This window comes from Clostridium disporicum, assembly GCF_001405015.1.
Classification (GTDB): Bacteria; Bacillota; Clostridia; order Clostridiales; family Clostridiaceae; genus Clostridium; species Clostridium disporicum_B.
Window position 1 is genome coordinate 111732 of sequence record NZ_CYZX01000009.1, and the last position, 17774, is coordinate 129505.

Genomic DNA, 17774 nt, shown 5'->3' on the forward strand with positions numbered 1-17774 from the left:
TACCAGTGAAATATATGATTAATATGAATTTATTTATATTTTTCTTAAATTTAAATAGTAAAATTTTTAACTTCCATCATATTTATTAAATGAGAGTAAAAATTAATAATTTCCACTAATATATTATAACTATATATTCTACGTGGAAACAAATTAGGAGGTTAAAAATGAATAATATTATTTTTAAAAAAGAAAGATTTGATGGAAACTTTAACGGGACAACTCCTCCAATTGATGGTGAATACTTTACTATCAAAAGAGGCTATAAACTAAGACCATCCACATTAAGAAGATTACATGAGATAAAGGCAGGTCATAGTGACATAAATATTTATATGAATACTATAATTGATAATGCCATAAATCATTACTATGAAGATGTATTTTTAAAGAAATATTAGATACAAAATAATGATGAATATAAATTAATAGTTAAGATTACTAAAAAACCTCTATTAGATTTTTGTGTCTAATAGAGGTTTTTTCTATCTAAATACTTGTACCTGGTAATACTCTGGACCTCAGAGGTCCAGAATATGTCATAGCCATCTAGACCTTAAATATCAAAAGAAGTAACTTGTCTTTCAGTTATCTTAGCTGCATACTTGCTGACTATAGAACCTTTTTTACTTATAAAAATATCATTTTCTAAAATAATATCCATTAAAGCAGATACCTCTTCACTATTAAGATTTGTTCTAACACCAGATATAGATAACGAATATTTTTCGTCAGTTTCAGTTAAAAAAGTCATTGATAAAGTATATTCCATAATTTATTCCCCCTTAAGTAATATTTAAAATTTTAATTTTGTTTAGTAGAAGTTAAGTGAAAGTCCAAATCTCTGATTTGGTAACTTGAACTTACACTGTAAGTGTACACCTACGAACATATATGAATAGGTGATTCCTTTATAAGCCCTCTAAGGTCCAGTTATTTGAAAATTAGTTGCTTTGTATTATTGATGTTTCATTTAAGTAATAAGCAACAGCGTCATCTCTAAGAACTGTCTTTATACCTTCTGCTACAGCAAAAATAGCTTCAGCAGAAGTGCTACCTTTTATATTTGCAAAAGATTTTGTCTTATAAAGCGTATTCCCTTCATCGTCAATTCCGTTTTCAAGTTTAAAAGCTAATGATACTTTTTGTAATTCTTTATTGGCTGCCATTTAGCATTCCCCCTTTTTTCTTTCTTCACTTAATAAATATGATGTAATATAAATGTTTTACTGAATTTAATAAATTCTTTTATTTAATTCTTCATTTTCTATTACAATACCAAGCTTAGTAGAAACTATAGTGTTGAGCTTATTAATAGAGTAAGTTAAAGTCATTATCTGCTTTTCAAGTCTAATTAATAAATATGCACTTATAGCTACTGGAAAGCCAACATTAGCAATTAGATTTAATAAATCATTAATTTCCATAAGACAAACCTCCTTAATTATTCTGTTAAGTAAAGCTATTGATGTGTAATAATCTCTAACAGAAACTTAATTTTAAATTTGTTTCTACTTATTAAATATGATATTTAAAGATATAATTACTGAATCTTATTAAATTTTATAAATAAAAAGCCCTGTGCATTACATGCACAGAGCTTTCTTGAAAAATTCATAATTTATACTGATATTTAATATCTTCCTAAATAAAAAATTATTACTTTTCTTTAAGTTTTAGATTATAAAAACAGTATACATATTTAATGAAAGTCATTTAAATTTATATACCTCTAATTATATTTTCTTCTTTTTCTTATATATTGTTAATCCGGCACCTACTGCTATAAGTATAATTGCTATTAACCACATATAATTCTCTTGTCCTGTAGTTGGTATACTATTACTTTCATTGTTTTGATTATTACTTCCATTTTGATTATTAGAAGAATTATTGTTATTTTCACCTGGTTTTACAATTATAGTGTTATCATCACCTTGCTCGTTATTATCTCCGCTTGGCGTATCAGTTTCTGTATCACCACTACCTGGCTTGCTATTATCTCCACCTGGTGTATCCGTTCCTGTGTTACCATCACCTGGCTTGTTATTATCTCCGCTTGGTGTATCAGTTCCTGCGTTACCATCACCTGGCTTGTTATTATCTCCGCTTGGTGTATCAGTTCCCGCATTACCATCACCTGGTTTGTTATTATCTCCACTTGGCGTATCAGTTTCTGTATCACCATCACCTGGTTTGTTATTATCTCCGCTTGGCGTATCAGTTTCTGTATCACCATTACCTGGCTTGTTATTATCTCCACCCGGTGTATCAGGCTCTGTATTACCCTCATCTGGATTGTTATTATCTCCACCTGGTGTATCTGGATCTGTATTACCCTCACCTGGATTGTTATTATCTCCACCTGGTGTATCTGGATCTGTATTACCCTCACCTGGATTGTTATTATCTCCACCTGGTGTATCTGGATCTGTATTACCCTCACCTGAATTGTTATTATCTCCACCTGGCTCATTATTTTCTGATTCAACTACAGTCACCTTACAAATATCTGTAAATTCGCCATCACGAGTTATAACCTTAATTTCTGTTGTTCCAGGTCCTTTGGCCTCAACATTTCCATTTTGATCAACTATAGCTACTTTATTATCCGCACATTGCCATATAACACCTTTATTACTAGCATTCTCTGGATAAACATTTGCTTCTAGTTTATATGTCTTAGAATCTGCTAAATTTAAAGTTATATCCTTACTTGGAGTTATTTCAACACCTGTTACTTTAATGATTGTAATATCTGGTCCTGGTTCTCCATCATAAGATTCAAATTCTTTAGAATCAATAACTACTGACTCTACATTATTTGCTTTGATTCTTTCCTCTTCAAGACAATCTACCTTAATATAGTAAGATTTATATCTCTCACCATTATAATTGATATTATTTTTATCTACTGAATATCTATATAAATAATCTTCTTCACTAGTCATTAAGCCAATATTCTTCATATCTAACACAATTCCATCTTCTCTATCTTCAATTATACTTATAGCTGCATTTGCAGGAATAGCACTAGCATTAGATACAGTTGCATCAATAATAATTTGATCTCCTATTTCATAAGTTTTTACTTTAACTTTAACATCAGTATATCCTATAGTTGTTTCTCTTGAATTATCATCTAAATTCTTCTCACCTTCAGCCTCAATCTTTATAACTAAATCTTTTTTTCCAGTAATATCTCCTACATTAACAATATCAGATATTTCTGTGCTTTCACCAACAGCTATATTACATTCAACATTCTTTTCACTTATAAGTACGTTTGATGTATCATACACTGCAAGCTTAAAGTTAGTTATATCCTTTAATCCATTATTCTTTACAAGTATATCGATTGGCTGATTAACTCCATCTCTAATAGTTTCATCACAGTTAACAGCCTCTAAAGCTATATCATTATTAAATCCATCAATATAAGCTACTAACTTATGAATTTCATCTTCATCACTTTCGTTTACAAGGTTCATAACTATATTCCACTTTCCATCAGCACTTACACATCCATCATAATTTGTTATAGCTTCTGTAGCTTCATATACCTTTACTGGTTTGCTCCATCCATCATCTTGTCTTACACTTGCTCTTATTGAATCTAACTCTTCAGTTACAGAATCAAGCCATATTACAATTTCTCTACCATCATGATTTATGATATTATAGTTTTGAGTAATATATTTTATACCTTCTGCTAAAATAGTCTTTTTTGCAAAATCATAACTCATTAGATCATTATTTGAGTACCAGTATAATTTTCCATCATAGAAAGTTGGATTAAATTCAGCAACTTCATTACTTGTAATCTGAGTAATATTATCATCAGTAGCTAACATTATTTCAATATCATCATAAGTAGAAATGTTATTATCAGTATCTACCCCATATGCAACATTTAGCTTATTATTAACTATTGAACTATCAATGCTTGAAATATTGCTATTAACATCAACAAGAACCTCTGGCTTTGACCATACATTGTTCTTTTTACTTGAGGTATATACTATTTCATTATCTATTGAATCTTCAAAAATATTACTATCGCTACTTACCCAAGATACATAAATTTCATCATTATCTATAGCTATAGAAGGAGACATATCAAGTCTTTCATTATTAGTTAAATATTTAAAATCAACAAAACTATTTGTATTATTATCCCATCTAGCAAATGCTATTTCAGATAATTCCAATGCTTTATTAATTTGATTTTCTAAATCATCTCCATCATTAGGCAATTCTTTAGCTGCCTTTTGCCATACTAAATATAATTCATCATTATAAGCTTTTAAAACAGCATCAAAATCAGGAGCTCCATTATTCCATACATCCTTAGCTTCACTCCATACCCCTTCTTCACATACGGAGTAAACTAACTTACTTCTGTTATTATCATTTCTACTAGGATCATCTACTTGATATACTGCTATCTGCTTATCCCCAATAGTTTCAATATTTTGAGAACTACTAGGTAGCAATACATTTTCTAATACTAATAAATTTTCATCAGATATATCATTTAGACTTACTGCTCCATCCTTCTCTAAATAACTTCTATCAAGCTTAACAAAATTCTCTGAATTATAAACTGCTGCCGATGGATTTCCTTCTAATATTTTCTTACGTCCATAATAATTATCTACTACTACCCATGTCCCTTTTATAGATGGTGTTTCAGCAGTAAATACAAACATTAAAGATGCTTTTAGCTTAGCAGACCCTATAAGTTGACCACCAAAATGCTCATTTGTAAAATCTATCTTTAATGGTAACTCAACATTACCTTCAGCTCCAACTGAAATAGCCCCATTAATTCCAGCTCCACCACCAATAGTAAATTTAGGTGTTATAGTTAATGCTAAATCTAAAACTAGATTTTGTGGCTCTACAGTTACTTTGCTAACACCAGAAGCAAGCTCAACCTTACCTCCGCCACCAATTTCAAAATATACAGGCACAGGTCCTACAACAAATTGCTGATTATATTTATACTCAATTCCAGCATCTCCCACTAAAGATCCCTTAACCTTTGTTAGATTTCCATCATCATCAACAACTCCTTCTGCATATCCAATAAGGTTAAACTCTGGTTCAGAAAATCCTTTTTTCAAAGTAAAGCCACCGCTTTTTGCTCCAAAAGTTTTCATTACTTCCTTTAATTTTTTAATTCTGTCCTTAGTTTCCTTAAGATCATCAACCTTATCTTTTAAATCGTCATACCACTTTTCTACACCATTACCTGGTTCTATACCAAAAGCAATTTTTACCTTATTCTCTTCTTGAATAACTGTAAATGGTATAAAATCTAAAGATAATTTAATTGTTGACCCCGCGATAATAGGTAAACCGCTCTCAATCTTAAAACCATTATCCTTAAATAAAGTAAATAAAGCATCGTCAGACTCTATTTCCCATTTAGACTTATCATTAACTGTAAGTAATATCTCTCTTGGTTTGGACTTAACCTTACCGTCAGCACTAACCATAATTACATATATTTTTTTACCTGCATCAAATGTCTTACCTGGTGCAAAATCAATTACTCCAGTTTCAGTAGATATAGACTGATCTTCTTGATATATAATATATTTTCCTGGAGTAGCTCCATTCCATTCACCATCTAACTTAATAGAGCATTCTATTTCTGATCCATCAAAGAAGTATTCTCTTTCATGTAATAAATCGGTTCCACTATTTTTAGATAATACCATTGTTATATAAGGAGTTCCATTATTGCTAACCTTATCTAGATAAAAAGCTCTTAAAGTACCTGGATTTACATTATATATAAATTTTGACCTTTTATATCCCTCTGCTGTTACTTCAACAGTACATTCCCCAGATATTCCAACAAAAGTTGCTATACCATTTTTATCTGTTTTTACAGTTTGTCCATTAATCTTAACTTCTGCATCTTTAATAGCTGCAAATCCGTCCTTATCTCCAACAAAAATATTGTGTTCACAATTATTTATCCAGTACTCCTTTAATGGTTCTATGTCCGTAACATCTATTTTACTTACACGTATTGCATAAGTGAACAAATCATCCATTGCCTTTTTAGCAAATTGACCTCTATTGCCACCATTAGGATGTTGTTCTCCACCATGTACATAGTTATACTCCCAAGTTAATCCAGAAGCTATTACCCTTCCTTTTCCAAGTGGATATTCAACTAAAGTTGGATTACCATCTTCATTAGTTAATATAATCTTAGAACCAGCAGGTAAAGAGCTTTCATTAAAGCTTACATGGCTTGCCCAGTTCTCATATAAGTCTTCATCTAAAAGAACTTGATTATCAGTTAACTCACCAGTTACAATTGGATGATTATTATCTGCAACATAATTCCTAAAAGATTTATTATCTGCTTTTTTAACCTCACCTGGCAAAGCTTCTGATAATACACCTTCAGCCCATCCTGAATCACAGGCACCAAAAACTATTACCCCACCAATACTCGCAAACTTTTCTAAGTATTCCTTAAAGTTTTTATAATTTTCATACATTTGAAAAGACTGGTCATTTGCAAATACAACAACTCCATACTTAGACAAATCTACGCTTAAAAAATCCTCTGTACTAACAAGATCATACTCAGTTATTCCAGATAGAACAACTTGGTTTGTATTTGTATTCCAAGGAAGGTTATCTTCAATTAATAATACACGTTTACTTTCTTCAACACTAAATGTTCTTGGTGTATCATACTCTATATATTCACTTTTGCTTAATGTATATCCTTCACTAGGTTTATCAGATGAACTTATTGAAGAATCAGTTCCGTCATTATTTATATCATCATCATCTTCAACTGTTTCTACTTCCTTTTCTCCATCATCTTTACGCTCTTCTTCATTGCTTATTTCTTCATCATTACTTACCTCATTATCTTGAGATATTTCTTCATTGCTATTCTCATCTTCTACTAAAGTTTCATTGTTATCAAGTAATTCCTCCTGCTGTTCTACATTGGCTCCACCTTCACCATCATATACCTCAGCTCTAGCATTACTGAATGTAAAATTACTTATCATAAAAATCGTCATCAAAGCCGCTATCAATGCTTTATGTTTTCTAAGTTTCCCCATTAATTCTTTCACCCCAAAACCATTAAACTATCAGCTTACTAGGAATCCAATTCCCATAATCATTAACCATACACCCACACAACCAAAGAATAGCCCCATTATATAAAGCATAAAATTCTCTAAAAGAATAATTTGCTTTGGATTATCTCTTCTATACAATATAGTTAATTGCTTCCCTATATGTTTTTCATATATACGCACACTTCCAATATCATGTACAATAGTGTATTCACTACCTTCCGCCACATACTTTAATATATAATTATTATTATTTCTGTCTCCAATATATCTCTGAATACCCACTACAGTAGCTTTAGTTTTACCGCAATTAAGTAACACGTAGAAAAATTTCTTAAATAAAGCTATACACATAACAATTAACATAATTCCAAATGCAAAGAATGGTAATGATCTTAACATACTTTTCCCTCCTTTCCTTCCTAGTAATATCTCCATTACTTAACATATTCACTTTGTCTACTGTGTATAACATAATATTCAAAAATTTTGTTCATCATTTTTTAACAAATTTCTAATATGTGTTCTATCTATAAAAAATACCTTAGAAGTGCATTAACAATATAAATGCATTCCTAAGGTATTTTGATTATCTCTTAAAACATCTCAAACTTATTGCAAACCAAAAGTATCATAATAATAAATACGTATAATATTAAAAATTTCAATAACTTTTTTATCTTAATTGTCTATCATAAGTTTTTTCGTCTTTTCTTATATACTGCTTATTAAATTTTAAAAATAAATTTAAGTAATAACTTCTAGAAGGGCTTTCTATTAAAATTTATATTATAAATATCTTTAATATTATAAAAAGGCTGTGCATTTGCATCAGCCTTTCAATGTATTAAAAGATTAGAAACAAAAAATCTTATATTAACCTAATCTATTGCTTCTGAAAATATTCTTTTTTATTTAAAATTACAACCCCTGCTAATACTAAAGTCATTGCTAACATTATTGTTATATTGCTATTAACTCCACCTGTTTCAGGTAATTTACCCTTATCATAATTGCTTCCGTTATTAGTTTCTGATGGTCTTACTGTAACAATTTTATCATTCTCTGATTCTGATGGCTCTACTGGTTGTACAGGAACTATTGGTTCTTCTGGTTCTATTACTACTACTTCCTGGTCTAAGTTATCTTTATCAGAAATAAAGTAAGTATTACAATGATCAATCTCAAAAGTTACATATTCATCCCCATATACATACTCAATATATAATGATTCTTTTATTTTTTCAGGTTTTCCAGTTTCTTTATTATAATAATATAATGTAACTTCTTTATTTGATAAAGGAGATTTATATCCTATATATGCTTTAACTTCTGCTTTTCCTGGAAGATTTCCATTATGAGCAAAATCTATAATAACTGCATTTTCATCAATCTCTAATATTTCATTTTCATATTCTGATACATTACTAACACTTAAATTTACATCTCTAATGTCTTCATGATTAATATTATTACCATCAAAAGTCCAGCTTTGATCATAACTTAATAAAAATGAAACTGTTTTTCCTGAATCTTTGATAGCTTTAAAGATTGATGAATCTACAGTTCTACTATCATTGTTTAGTTGTATCATAATATTATTATCTGCTGATTCTAATATATAGCTTATGACTTCTTCGTTAGATGTTTCGTTATCTATTTCAAATATAACTGAAAAATTATACTCTTCAGTACTTATTGAACCATCTGCGCCGGTAGCCTTTATAAATAAATTATAATTTCCAAACTCAGTTATAGGTTGTCCATCATAATTTTCCCCATTTAATAACATTTCTATAGTTCCGTGATCAGTGTATACTTTTGGTACAAATGGAGCTGTATAACTTCCATAAGCATTTGAACTAATATTAGGATACCATTGTTCATCCAAGTTATTTTTTACTAATATATTTCCTGTTCTGACTAAATTTACATGATTATCAATGCCAGCTGAATAAGTAATCATATTCCCACTTATATCCATTAAATCAACATATTCTAACCTATAAATCCCCTCTGAAGCAGATTCAGGAATTTGGATTTCACCTCTAAATACGTTTTCTGATTCATAATATGGTAGTTCGTAATTTTCCATAAATCCATTACATGCGTAAGTTACTATAGCTACATTTGCTCCATTATCCTCTGTAACAAATCCTGATTCATCAGTGGCTTCAATAGTAAGCTGAACTGTTCCCCCTGGCATTATTACTGCATTATCAAGTTTAGTTGATATTAATTCTGGTGGAGTTACATCTCCATTATTCTCTGATGTTAATTCAATATTTTCTTCTTCTGAAACAAGATTACCATCAACTTGTATGTTTCCATCATCTTCTGTACTTATAGTTACTTCTGTTGTTACATCCTCTAGTTCATCTGCTAAAACTTTAGTTGTTACGTTTGATGCTATTAATGTACATGAAAATATGCACATCAATACTTTACTCATTTGTTTGGTAATTTTCTTGTTTTTCATTTTCTCCCCTCCACAAAATTTTTTCACCAATATTTTACTATCAATTTATAATTTTGTAAATATTTTACTATTAGTTCATTATCATATTTATCTTTATAAAAATATCATTTTACATTTACATATTGCTTATTTTGCAAATATTTCCGTCCCATCTTAAAGCTTTAATCCCTCTTCCACCATGTCTATTTTTTAGTATTATCGCATTTATGCAGTTAGGATTTTCTTTTGCATCTTTTGAATCGTAATCTACTTTCCCTTCACGGAATTTATTGTCTTTATATGCTCTATCATCAAATCTTTTATCTCTATAAAGACCTATTATCTGGTCACTATCTTGCTCAATTCTTGCGCTGTCTTGAATATCCGCTTCTGTTAGTATTTCATAAACTTCACCATTATTTCTATCAACATTTCTATTTGCTTGAGCTACTAAAACTACACATATATTTTCTTCTATAGCAAGTGTCTTAAGCCTTGATGTTATCTCCCCTAATTTCTCTGTAAGTTTAGCAGAGGAACTTGGATCTACATACTTGTTTATATAATCAAGAAAGATGATATCTAGGTTATTTTTAAGCTTGTACACCTTTATTTCATTAATGAATTTATCTATACTAGTTTCAGTACTTATATAAAGCATACTACTTAAAAGCTTAGAACAAAATTCAGAAACTTTATCCTTCTCTTCATCTGTAAGTAAATCTTTTTCAAACCTATTATTATCAATATTAAATTGACTGGCAGCCATTCTATTTAATACTTCATCTTCACTCATCTCTGCACTACCATAAATTACATTATGTCCACTAAGTGCCATGTTCTTAGCTACTTGTATTGAAAAAATACTTTTACCAACTCCACTTCTAGCAAATACAGTAATAAGTCTCCCCCTTCTAAAATTTCCTAAAACATCATCAATCTTAGTTAATCCACTTTTAACTCCCATATCCTTATTAATCTCGTATAAATTTTTTAAATAATTATCATAAATATCTTCAATATTTAAATCTTTTTTAAGAGTACAATTATACAAATTAATTAAAGTGTTGCTTAACTTATTTTCCATATCTTCAATAGTCATCTCATCACTTACATGAGAACACAAATTAAGTACAATCCTCTTTTTATAAGCTTTAATCAATAGCTCTAGCTTTGTCTCAAAAGCAACATCTGTTGAGCTACAGCTATAAACTTCACTAACATAGCTAACTCCACCCATCAGCTTAATTATCTCCTTATAATTTTCTAAGAAGTTAATTAAATCAATCTCCTTTTTATCATCAGCCATCTTTATAATTCCTTCATAAATCATGCTGTGATTCTCAACCTGAAACATATACTTTTTTATATTTTCATTAGCTTTAGGTATCAATCCTGGATTTACAAACATAGTCCCTAAAATACTTTGCTCTAGCTCAATATGCTGACTAGTTAACACAATATCCTCTCCCTCTGGACCTTCTGTGTCCAATTATTTGGACCCAGAAGGTCCAGTTTTTGAAAATTAATCGATATATTCTGACGCTTTTATTTTAACTTTTTCCTTGGAGGTATTTAAATAACTTTTCCAAAGGTGCCCTTCATAGGTAAACTTATAAATTCCATTGGGCTTTATCAAAAAGCTTTTTAAATCCCATAGGTAATCATAATAAAACTTACTATGATAAACCTCTGCATAATTATCTATAGCCTGCAATATCTGCTCTATGGTAAATACCCTTAATACACTTTCAATACAACTTGCTATATTTTTAGTTAAGGTTAATTCATTGCTGATGTTCTTCTCATTCCATTTATCAAAAATCCTTATATATATTTCTTTTTTGTTTTTATATTGTTTTATTAGAGTATCGGTTGTGATACTACTACTCGTATCACTTAAGTTACTACTGGTATTTAACTTAACTTCAGTAGTATCACTTCTGTTACTATTACTAGTATCACTTACGTTACTATTACTAGTATCGCTTGAGTTACTACTGGTATTTAACTTAACTTCAGTAGTATCACTTCTGTTACTATTACTAGTATCACTTGAGTTACTAGTGGCATTTAAATCAACACCACCAGTATCACATTCGTTACTATTTATCTCACTAGTACTAGATAGATTATTAGTTATTATGTCATTATTTTTTACCTCACCAGATAAATAATCCTTAATAAACTTATAACAATTAGCTCTATTCTTCTTCATTGTTATAATATAATTTTTCTCCTTAAGAGATTTGATAAGACTAGCTATAGTATTTCTATTCTTAGTTCCAAACAAAGCCATTAAAGATTCATAAGTTGGATAGACTTCTCCAATATTTTTATAATCAAAACTTTTAAGAGCAATTATAAAATACTTCTCATAAATATTTAAATCACTGTCATTTAAAATCATATTGCTCACTCTTGTAAAACCATTACTACTCATATATATTTAACTATCCCCCTTATTAAAATAACAGCTTGTCAAATGCATCTAATACATCATCAACATTAGCTGTACCACTTGATGACGTAAGTAAATTGGGCTGTATTACTGTTAAATCTATAGAATTAGAGCTTGTCTCACATAAGTATTCATCTACAGCTTTATATGCAATTTCCATCATCTCTTCATATTCATCAACTTCAATAAAATCACACTCCATAGACACTATCTTCATAGCATGTATATTCTTCTTACTCACCATAATAACATCACAAAACCTATTTCCATTCTTGTCTGTTGGATTTAATATGATTTTGCCTTCTTTATATCCATCCCCCTTTTCCATCTCAATTCCAACAAGGCAACAAATCTGTGCACAAGCTACATCTGATGCCTTTTCAACATAATCAGAAAAACCACTCTTCCTTGAAACTCGATCATAAAATATATTATATTTATCCTCACTTATAAGCTCCATCTCCAAAGCAGCCTTACTTGTAGATAATCCTCCAATAAGCTCTTCCTTTAACTTAATTCCAAAATCACATTTCATAATAATTAAACTTCCTTTCATATTTAATTTTTGACTCTATAATTATTTTAACAACCAATTATTTGCTGAAAATTTATTGAATATTTATTCTATATTTATTTTATTTGTTTTATTTGCTAAATATTTGTATAAAATTTGCTTATTTATTTAGAAAACAAAAAAAGTCCTGTGCATCATGCACAAGACTTATAATTAGCCACTTATTGGACTCTTAAATTTAATTTATATCCCACAGACCTTATTGATATAAGTTCTGATTTAGTTAAACCTAGCTTCTTCCTTAAAAGCCATACTTGAAAATCTACATTTCTATCATTAATTAAACGTTCTTCTCCCCAAATTCTCTCTTTAATAATTTCTCTAGTTAATACCTTTCCTTTTGATGATAAAAATAGCTTTAATAACTCAATATTTAAATGAGTCAATTCATCACCTATATCGTCTACCCAAAACGTATATGTGGAAAAATCAATTTTTATATTCTTATATTTCCATACCTCATCTTCTATAATGCTTTCATCAACTCTCTCAACTACCATCTTAAAACCACCTCATAATTCAACTTTTCTTCTTTACCATTAGCTAAATATTTAAAAGAACTTAACTTTTTATATGTATATTTATTACTATATATATAGAATACACTATGAACATGAGTTCATCAAGTCTTAATTTGTAATTTTTATACATTTATTAAAAAAAGAAGCCTTAGTCGGCTTCTTTCGCATGCTAATTACATAGCAAGATTATACTTTTAAATTCTTACACCCTAGATCATCCTTAATTGGGACGAAATCATCATCCTGAAATCTATTATTTTAATATACGATTATCAATGTATACTATCATATGGTTTATTAAAAGACCTTCTAATATAAATAACTAAACTTGAAATTAAAGAGCCTAATATACCACCAATAAAATCAATAACTATATCACTTACTAAAGAACTTCTATCTGGTACATACATTTGATAAAACTCATCTAATAAGGCAATTATTAAAACTATAAATAATGAATATATAAACTTTTCTCTAAATCTAATATTAAAATTGTTAAAAAGCATTACCAAACTAAACGCTAATATAAAATATTCAGTGCCATGAGCTAACTTCCTAACTATAAAGTTCATTTTACTATATAAATTATTTAAATCATACTCACTTTTATCACTTCTAAAATCATTAAATACCTCAGTAGTTTCTTTATTTGCTATAAACCTACTAACCAAACTCTTACTTATATAATTAGATTCACTACCGCTCTTACTAGAGTTAAAAAATATAAAACCTATAGCTAATATAACTAATAAAATAAACATTAATTTTTTATTCATATAATAACCTCTATCATAGTTTATACTTATAACCCTAATTATTGCCTTGTATTTATTATAATAAACAAATTTAGCTATCTTTTCTTGTCCTTCTTTTCCTTAAAGTTCAATAGAAACTAAATCTTCTTTGGTAAATCTATGCTCTTCGTATAACTTAACCAATGCTTAATATAATGTCAATCCTTATTCTTTATAGTAAAGAGCCTTTTCTGTTATATAAGTCACCCTATTGATAAAAAATATTTTTACGCAAAAAATAACTATCAGTAAATAACACAAAATTTATTTACTGATAGTTATTACACTTAATAATTACTCTTCTTAAAAATAGAATAATTACTACTACAAAAGTTCTTCCCTTAAACTTTTGCAATGTATTTTTATCCGTTATCTTACATCTTAAATAATTCTAAATTCATATAATAAGAGTTACTTTAAAATTTAATTTCCCCACCAACAAAGATTATATCAATATTTTTCATTTATTCAATGACATATTTTTCAAGTAAAATTTCTATTTTTTTCTTTATTTTAATAAATCAATTACTATTAAATTTATTTATTAATATCTATGTATTACTTCATATTTTTGTAATTTTTTATTTTACTTAATTAATTCATTTGTCGAATTTTATCTATATTTTTCTAACGTTTTATGTAGTAAAATTTTATATTTTTTATGTAAATTCCAGTTTTCCAGGATCCTTGATTGGCATAAATCTTCTGTATTAATATTAATTATGTTATTCTCAATAATCTCATTTACCTTCTCATAAGTATAAAATCCACTACTATTACGTACATTTTCATTATCTGAACATTTATCCTTACAGCTTTTTCTCATCTATAATTCCAATAATCCTTAAAGTAAACTACCTTTTATTTTTTATACTTTCATTATACTTAGTAACGTAATATATAATTTCTCCGGCAATTTTCTATTCCTTAACTTCAGCAACACCATTTCCACTAATAATACAATTAGTTAAATCTCTATTCCTAATAAGTTCACCTTGTTTACCAATATATCCACTATCAATTATATCGTATATAGTAAAATCTATCTTATAGCTTCCTTCTTTACTCTTAGTAATACTATCCACTAAATTAACGAATCCTGGCATTCTTCCGCTTGCTGTTGATATTACATACTTATTATCTTTAAATGCTATAAGCTTTGAATCAACATATATAGCTTCATACAAATCATCTCTTAATTTATCTGTATATATATCCACATTAAATATATTCTTAGCTACTTCATCTACCTTAGCTTTATCTGCTGTAAAATAAGGTTTTCCGTCAATCTCTTCATATTTTAATTCACGAGCACGTTGCATTGAAATAGCCGCTACCTTCTCAACATCAAAATTTTCTCTATCATATCCATCTATATAGCCTGAATGAAATCTAAAAAGCTTAATAAGCTGTCTAAATTGTACCTGTCATTATCTGATATACTCTCTATCATATTTTCGCTTTCATTGACTATATACTCAATTTCTAAGTTCTCTAATCCTCTTCCTCCATTACCTTTTGCAATTATTAGCGATATACTAGCTGTTAAACATACCATAGTTATAATTACTCCTAGCATTATAGTTCTTCTTTTCATCTTCTTCCCCCATTATCTTACTTTTCTTAAGTTTATCTATTTATTTTTTCATTCCTTTTTTATCCTGTATACCAAAAAAGAGAAGATCCTAAAGACTTCTCTTTGATGATGTTTAACTTTTATTTTCTTCTGTTATAGATAATAAAGTACAATATCTATTTTTATATTATTAACAAAATATATCTTAATTTGCTTTTTATATTATTGTTTTTAAATATTCTATGAAGCTATCTCTAAGCTCTTCTTTTCTTAAAGCATATTCTACAGTAGCTTGTAAGAATCCTAACTTTCACTGTGTGAAAATTCAACTAAAGACATAAATGTCTAAGTTTCACTTTTCTCCAACATCATATCTTCTTCCTTGGAAGTCATATACATACATAGCTTCTTGCTCAATAAGCTTAATAAGCGCATCTGTAAGTTGGATTTCTCCTCCCTTACCCGGAGCTGTATTTTCTAAGATTTCAAATATACAAATAATATAGGAAACTCCTCTTCATTGCATTCAAATGAGTAAGTTCAACTAACTAAATCAAAGATTTAGAGTTTCACTTATGTATCTTCCTAATATAGCTACGTTTGATGGAGCTTCTTCCACTGCTGGCTTTTCTACTAAATCTTTAACCTTGTATACTCTATCTTCAATATGTAAACCGCCAACTATTCCGTATTTATTAACATCTTTAGGATCTACAGTTTGTACACCTAATACAGATGTTTTATATTCAGAATAGCAATCAATAAGTTGCTTTAAACATGGCTTTTGATCATTATAAACAACATCATCACCAAGAAGAACTGCAAAAGGTTCGTCCCCTACAAAAGCCTTTGCACAATGAATAGCATGTCCTAATCCTCTTGGCTCCTTTTGTCTTATGAAATGGATATTTACCATATCAGATATTTCCCTAACCATTTCAAGCATCTCTTGCTTACCTGACTTTTCAAGTTCCATTTCAAGTTCTACAGATCTATCAAAGTGATCCTCGATACTCTTTTTATTTCTTCCTGTTATAATAAGTATTTCTTCAATTCCTGAAGCAACACATTCTTCTATTATGTACTGTAAAGTAGGCTTATCAACTATAGGAAGCATTTCCTTAGGTTGAGCCTTTGTTGCAGGTAAAAATCTAGTAACAAGACCTGCTGCTGGTATTATTGCTTTTCTTATTTTCTTTTCCATACTTTTCCCCTAAACCTTATAATTTTATATATTATTTAAATTTTATTAATACTACTTTAACCTTTATCCTTAAATGTTAGTATGATATTAATACTTCTAATTGCCCCTTTATTTCATATTCTCCTAAAGTTGCTGGTATTAATAAACTATCACCTTTATTTATAGCTTCTGAACCATTTTTATGATTAATTACACCGTTTCCTTCAACACAAGTTATTATAGTAAATGTATCTTCTTTACTTGAAGCTTTATACTCAGAATCTATTATACATTTATCTATTGTAAAATACTCACTTTTACAAAGATTTGTATACTTATATCCTTCAAACTCTTCATAGTTTTCAACCAATCTTTCTGGCTTTAAATCAAAGTCTATTACATCTAAAGATTTTTCAACGTGAATTTCTCTAGGTCTTCCATAATCATATACTCTATATGTAATATCACTATTTTGTTGAATTTCTGCAATAACTAATCCTGAGCATATAGCATGAACTAATCCACTATTAATTAAAAAAGCATCACCTTTTTTAACTTTAATTCTATTTAAGCAGTTTTCAACATCATTATTTTTAATTGCTTCTTCAAATTGATCTTTTGTACACCCATTAGTACCTACAATTAGCTCAGCTCCTTCTTTAGCATCTACAATATACCAAGCTTCAGTTTTTCCATATGAGTTTTCTACTCTTCTTGCATACTCATCATTTGGATGAACCTGAACAGATAGGTTTTCATTAGAGTTTATAAGCTTAACTAATAGAGGAAACTCTCCATCTTTAATAGTTTTTCCAAAGATTTCTTCATTGTAATTCTGAATAAGTTCGTTAAATGTCATGCCTTTAAATCTACCGTTAGCAACAATTCCAGTTCCATTTGGATGACATGCAACATCCCATGTTTCTCCTATATTTCCTTCCGGAAGGTTGTCTCTAAAGCTTTCAAAGTCACGGCCTCCCCATACTTTATCATAATATAAATTCTCAAATTTAATTGGATACATCTCACTTACTCCTTATCAAATAGTTACATATATTGTTTAAGGCTACATTTAAAAGT

At 28.9% G+C, this 17774-nt stretch carries 16 protein-coding genes and 1 pseudogene; 1 reads left to right on the forward strand and 16 read right to left on the reverse strand.

From position 1 onward, the window contains the following. Positions 1 to 167: 167 nt before the first annotated feature. Positions 168 to 401 (forward strand): hypothetical protein, encoded by a 234-nt coding sequence (locus ARA56_RS07725; RefSeq protein WP_055265418.1) that lies wholly within the window; start codon positions 168 to 170, stop codon positions 399 to 401. 155 nt (positions 402 to 556) lie between these two features. Here the strand turns inward: ARA56_RS07725 and ARA56_RS07730 are convergent, their stop codons facing one another. The 16 genes and pseudogenes from ARA56_RS07730 to manA form a co-directional block, all read right to left on the reverse strand. Then, the gene (locus ARA56_RS07730; protein WP_055265420.1) at positions 557 to 772 is read right to left on the reverse strand and encodes a DUF2922 domain-containing protein; all 216 of its coding nucleotides are present in this window, start codon (positions 770 to 772) and stop codon (positions 557 to 559) included. Positions 773 to 944: 172 nt separating this feature from the next. Then, positions 945 to 1169: a DUF1659 domain-containing protein gene (locus ARA56_RS07735; protein WP_055265422.1), complete on the reverse strand. Its 225-nt coding sequence runs from the start codon at positions 1167 to 1169 to the stop codon at positions 945 to 947. A gap of 66 nt (positions 1170 to 1235) precedes the next feature. After that, the gene (locus ARA56_RS07740) at positions 1236 to 1427 is read right to left on the reverse strand and encodes a YvrJ family protein (protein WP_055265424.1); all 192 of its coding nucleotides are present in this window, start codon (positions 1425 to 1427) and stop codon (positions 1236 to 1238) included. Positions 1428 to 1736: 309 nt separating this feature from the next. Further along, positions 1737 to 7109, reverse strand: a complete 5373-nt coding sequence (locus ARA56_RS07745; RefSeq protein WP_055265426.1) for an Ig-like domain-containing protein — start codon at positions 7107 to 7109, stop codon at positions 1737 to 1739. A 30-nt stretch (positions 7110 to 7139) separates the two neighbouring features. After that, positions 7140 to 7529 carry a DUF3592 domain-containing protein gene (locus ARA56_RS07750; RefSeq protein ID WP_055265428.1) on the reverse strand — a complete coding sequence of 130 codons (390 nt, stop codon included), beginning with the start codon at positions 7527 to 7529 and terminating at the stop codon, positions 7140 to 7142. Between the two features lie 484 nt (positions 7530 to 8013). After that, positions 8014 to 9606, reverse strand: coding sequence for an LPXTG cell wall anchor domain-containing protein (locus tag ARA56_RS07755; protein WP_055265430.1), 1593 nt, complete (start codon positions 9604 to 9606; stop codon positions 8014 to 8016). Positions 9607 to 9721: 115 nt separating this feature from the next. After that, a complete protein-coding gene (locus tag ARA56_RS07760) occupies positions 9722 to 11044 on the reverse strand; it encodes a replicative DNA helicase (protein WP_055265432.1) in 1323 nt (440 codons plus the stop codon). A 66-nt stretch (positions 11045 to 11110) separates the two neighbouring features. After that, positions 11111 to 12028, reverse strand: a complete 918-nt coding sequence (locus ARA56_RS07765; RefSeq protein WP_055265434.1) for a helix-turn-helix domain-containing protein — start codon at positions 12026 to 12028, stop codon at positions 11111 to 11113. A gap of 22 nt (positions 12029 to 12050) precedes the next feature. After that, on the reverse strand, positions 12051 to 12581 hold the full coding sequence (locus ARA56_RS07770; RefSeq protein WP_055265436.1) for a hypothetical protein: 531 nt from the start codon (positions 12579 to 12581) through the stop codon (positions 12051 to 12053). A 200-nt stretch (positions 12582 to 12781) separates the two neighbouring features. Further along, on the reverse strand, positions 12782 to 13120 hold the full coding sequence (locus tag ARA56_RS07775; RefSeq protein ID WP_055265438.1) for a winged helix-turn-helix domain-containing protein: 339 nt from the start codon (positions 13118 to 13120) through the stop codon (positions 12782 to 12784). 293 nt (positions 13121 to 13413) lie between these two features. Then, a complete protein-coding gene (locus ARA56_RS07780) occupies positions 13414 to 13917 on the reverse strand; it encodes a VanZ family protein (RefSeq protein ID WP_055265440.1) in 504 nt (167 codons plus the stop codon). 631 nt (positions 13918 to 14548) lie between these two features. Then, positions 14549 to 14761: a hypothetical protein gene (locus ARA56_RS07785; protein WP_055265442.1), complete on the reverse strand. Its 213-nt coding sequence runs from the start codon at positions 14759 to 14761 to the stop codon at positions 14549 to 14551. Positions 14762 to 14855: 94 nt separating this feature from the next. Next, on the reverse strand, positions 14856 to 15257 hold the full coding sequence (locus ARA56_RS07790; RefSeq protein ID WP_055265443.1) for a hypothetical protein: 402 nt from the start codon (positions 15255 to 15257) through the stop codon (positions 14856 to 14858). Between the two features lie 50 nt (positions 15258 to 15307). Further along, positions 15308 to 15532, reverse strand: a complete 225-nt coding sequence (locus ARA56_RS07795; protein ID WP_055265445.1) for a hypothetical protein — start codon at positions 15530 to 15532, stop codon at positions 15308 to 15310. A gap of 196 nt (positions 15533 to 15728) precedes the next feature. Then, a pseudogene (locus ARA56_RS07800) lies at positions 15729 to 16715 on the reverse strand (UTP--glucose-1-phosphate uridylyltransferase). A gap of 76 nt (positions 16716 to 16791) precedes the next feature. After that, positions 16792 to 17718 carry a mannose-6-phosphate isomerase, class I gene (gene manA, locus ARA56_RS07805; RefSeq protein WP_055265447.1) on the reverse strand — a complete coding sequence of 309 codons (927 nt, stop codon included), beginning with the start codon at positions 17716 to 17718 and terminating at the stop codon, positions 16792 to 16794. Positions 17719 to 17774: the final 56 nt, after the last annotated feature.

Excerpts from the sequence above, each read along its gene's own strand:
- ARA56_RS07785 (WP_055265442.1), bottom strand. The coding sequence starts at position 14,761 with ATGAGAAAAAGCTGTAAGGATAAATGTTCAGATAATGAAAATGTACGT.
- ARA56_RS07775 (WP_055265438.1), bottom strand. The coding sequence starts at position 13,120 with ATGGTAGTTGAGAGAGTTGATGAAAGCATTATAGAAGATGAGGTATGG.
- ARA56_RS07755 (WP_055265430.1), bottom strand. The coding sequence starts at position 9,606 with ATGAAAAACAAGAAAATTACCAAACAAATGAGTAAAGTATTGATGTGC.
- ARA56_RS07725 (WP_055265418.1), top strand. The coding sequence starts at position 168 with ATGAATAATATTATTTTTAAAAAAGAAAGATTTGATGGAAACTTTAAC.
- ARA56_RS07795 (WP_055265445.1), bottom strand. The coding sequence starts at position 15,532 with ATGAAAAGAAGAACTATAATGCTAGGAGTAATTATAACTATGGTATGT.
- manA (WP_055265447.1), bottom strand. The coding sequence starts at position 17,718 with ATGTATCCAATTAAATTTGAGAATTTATATTATGATAAAGTATGGGGA.
- ARA56_RS07730 (WP_055265420.1), bottom strand. The coding sequence starts at position 772 with ATGGAATATACTTTATCAATGACTTTTTTAACTGAAACTGACGAAAAA.
- ARA56_RS07740 (WP_055265424.1), bottom strand. The coding sequence starts at position 1,427 with ATGGAAATTAATGATTTATTAAATCTAATTGCTAATGTTGGCTTTCCA.
- ARA56_RS07770 (WP_055265436.1), bottom strand. The coding sequence starts at position 12,581 with ATGAAATGTGATTTTGGAATTAAGTTAAAGGAAGAGCTTATTGGAGGA.
- ARA56_RS07735 (WP_055265422.1), bottom strand. The coding sequence starts at position 1,169 with ATGGCAGCCAATAAAGAATTACAAAAAGTATCATTAGCTTTTAAACTT.
- ARA56_RS07745 (WP_055265426.1), bottom strand. The coding sequence starts at position 7,109 with ATGGGGAAACTTAGAAAACATAAAGCATTGATAGCGGCTTTGATGACG.
- ARA56_RS07780 (WP_055265440.1), bottom strand. The coding sequence starts at position 13,917 with ATGAATAAAAAATTAATGTTTATTTTATTAGTTATATTAGCTATAGGT.
- ARA56_RS07765 (WP_055265434.1), bottom strand. The coding sequence starts at position 12,028 with ATGAGTAGTAATGGTTTTACAAGAGTGAGCAATATGATTTTAAATGAC.
- ARA56_RS07750 (WP_055265428.1), bottom strand. The coding sequence starts at position 7,529 with ATGTTAAGATCATTACCATTCTTTGCATTTGGAATTATGTTAATTGTT.
- ARA56_RS07790 (WP_055265443.1), bottom strand. The coding sequence starts at position 15,257 with ATGCAACGTGCTCGTGAATTAAAATATGAAGAGATTGACGGAAAACCT.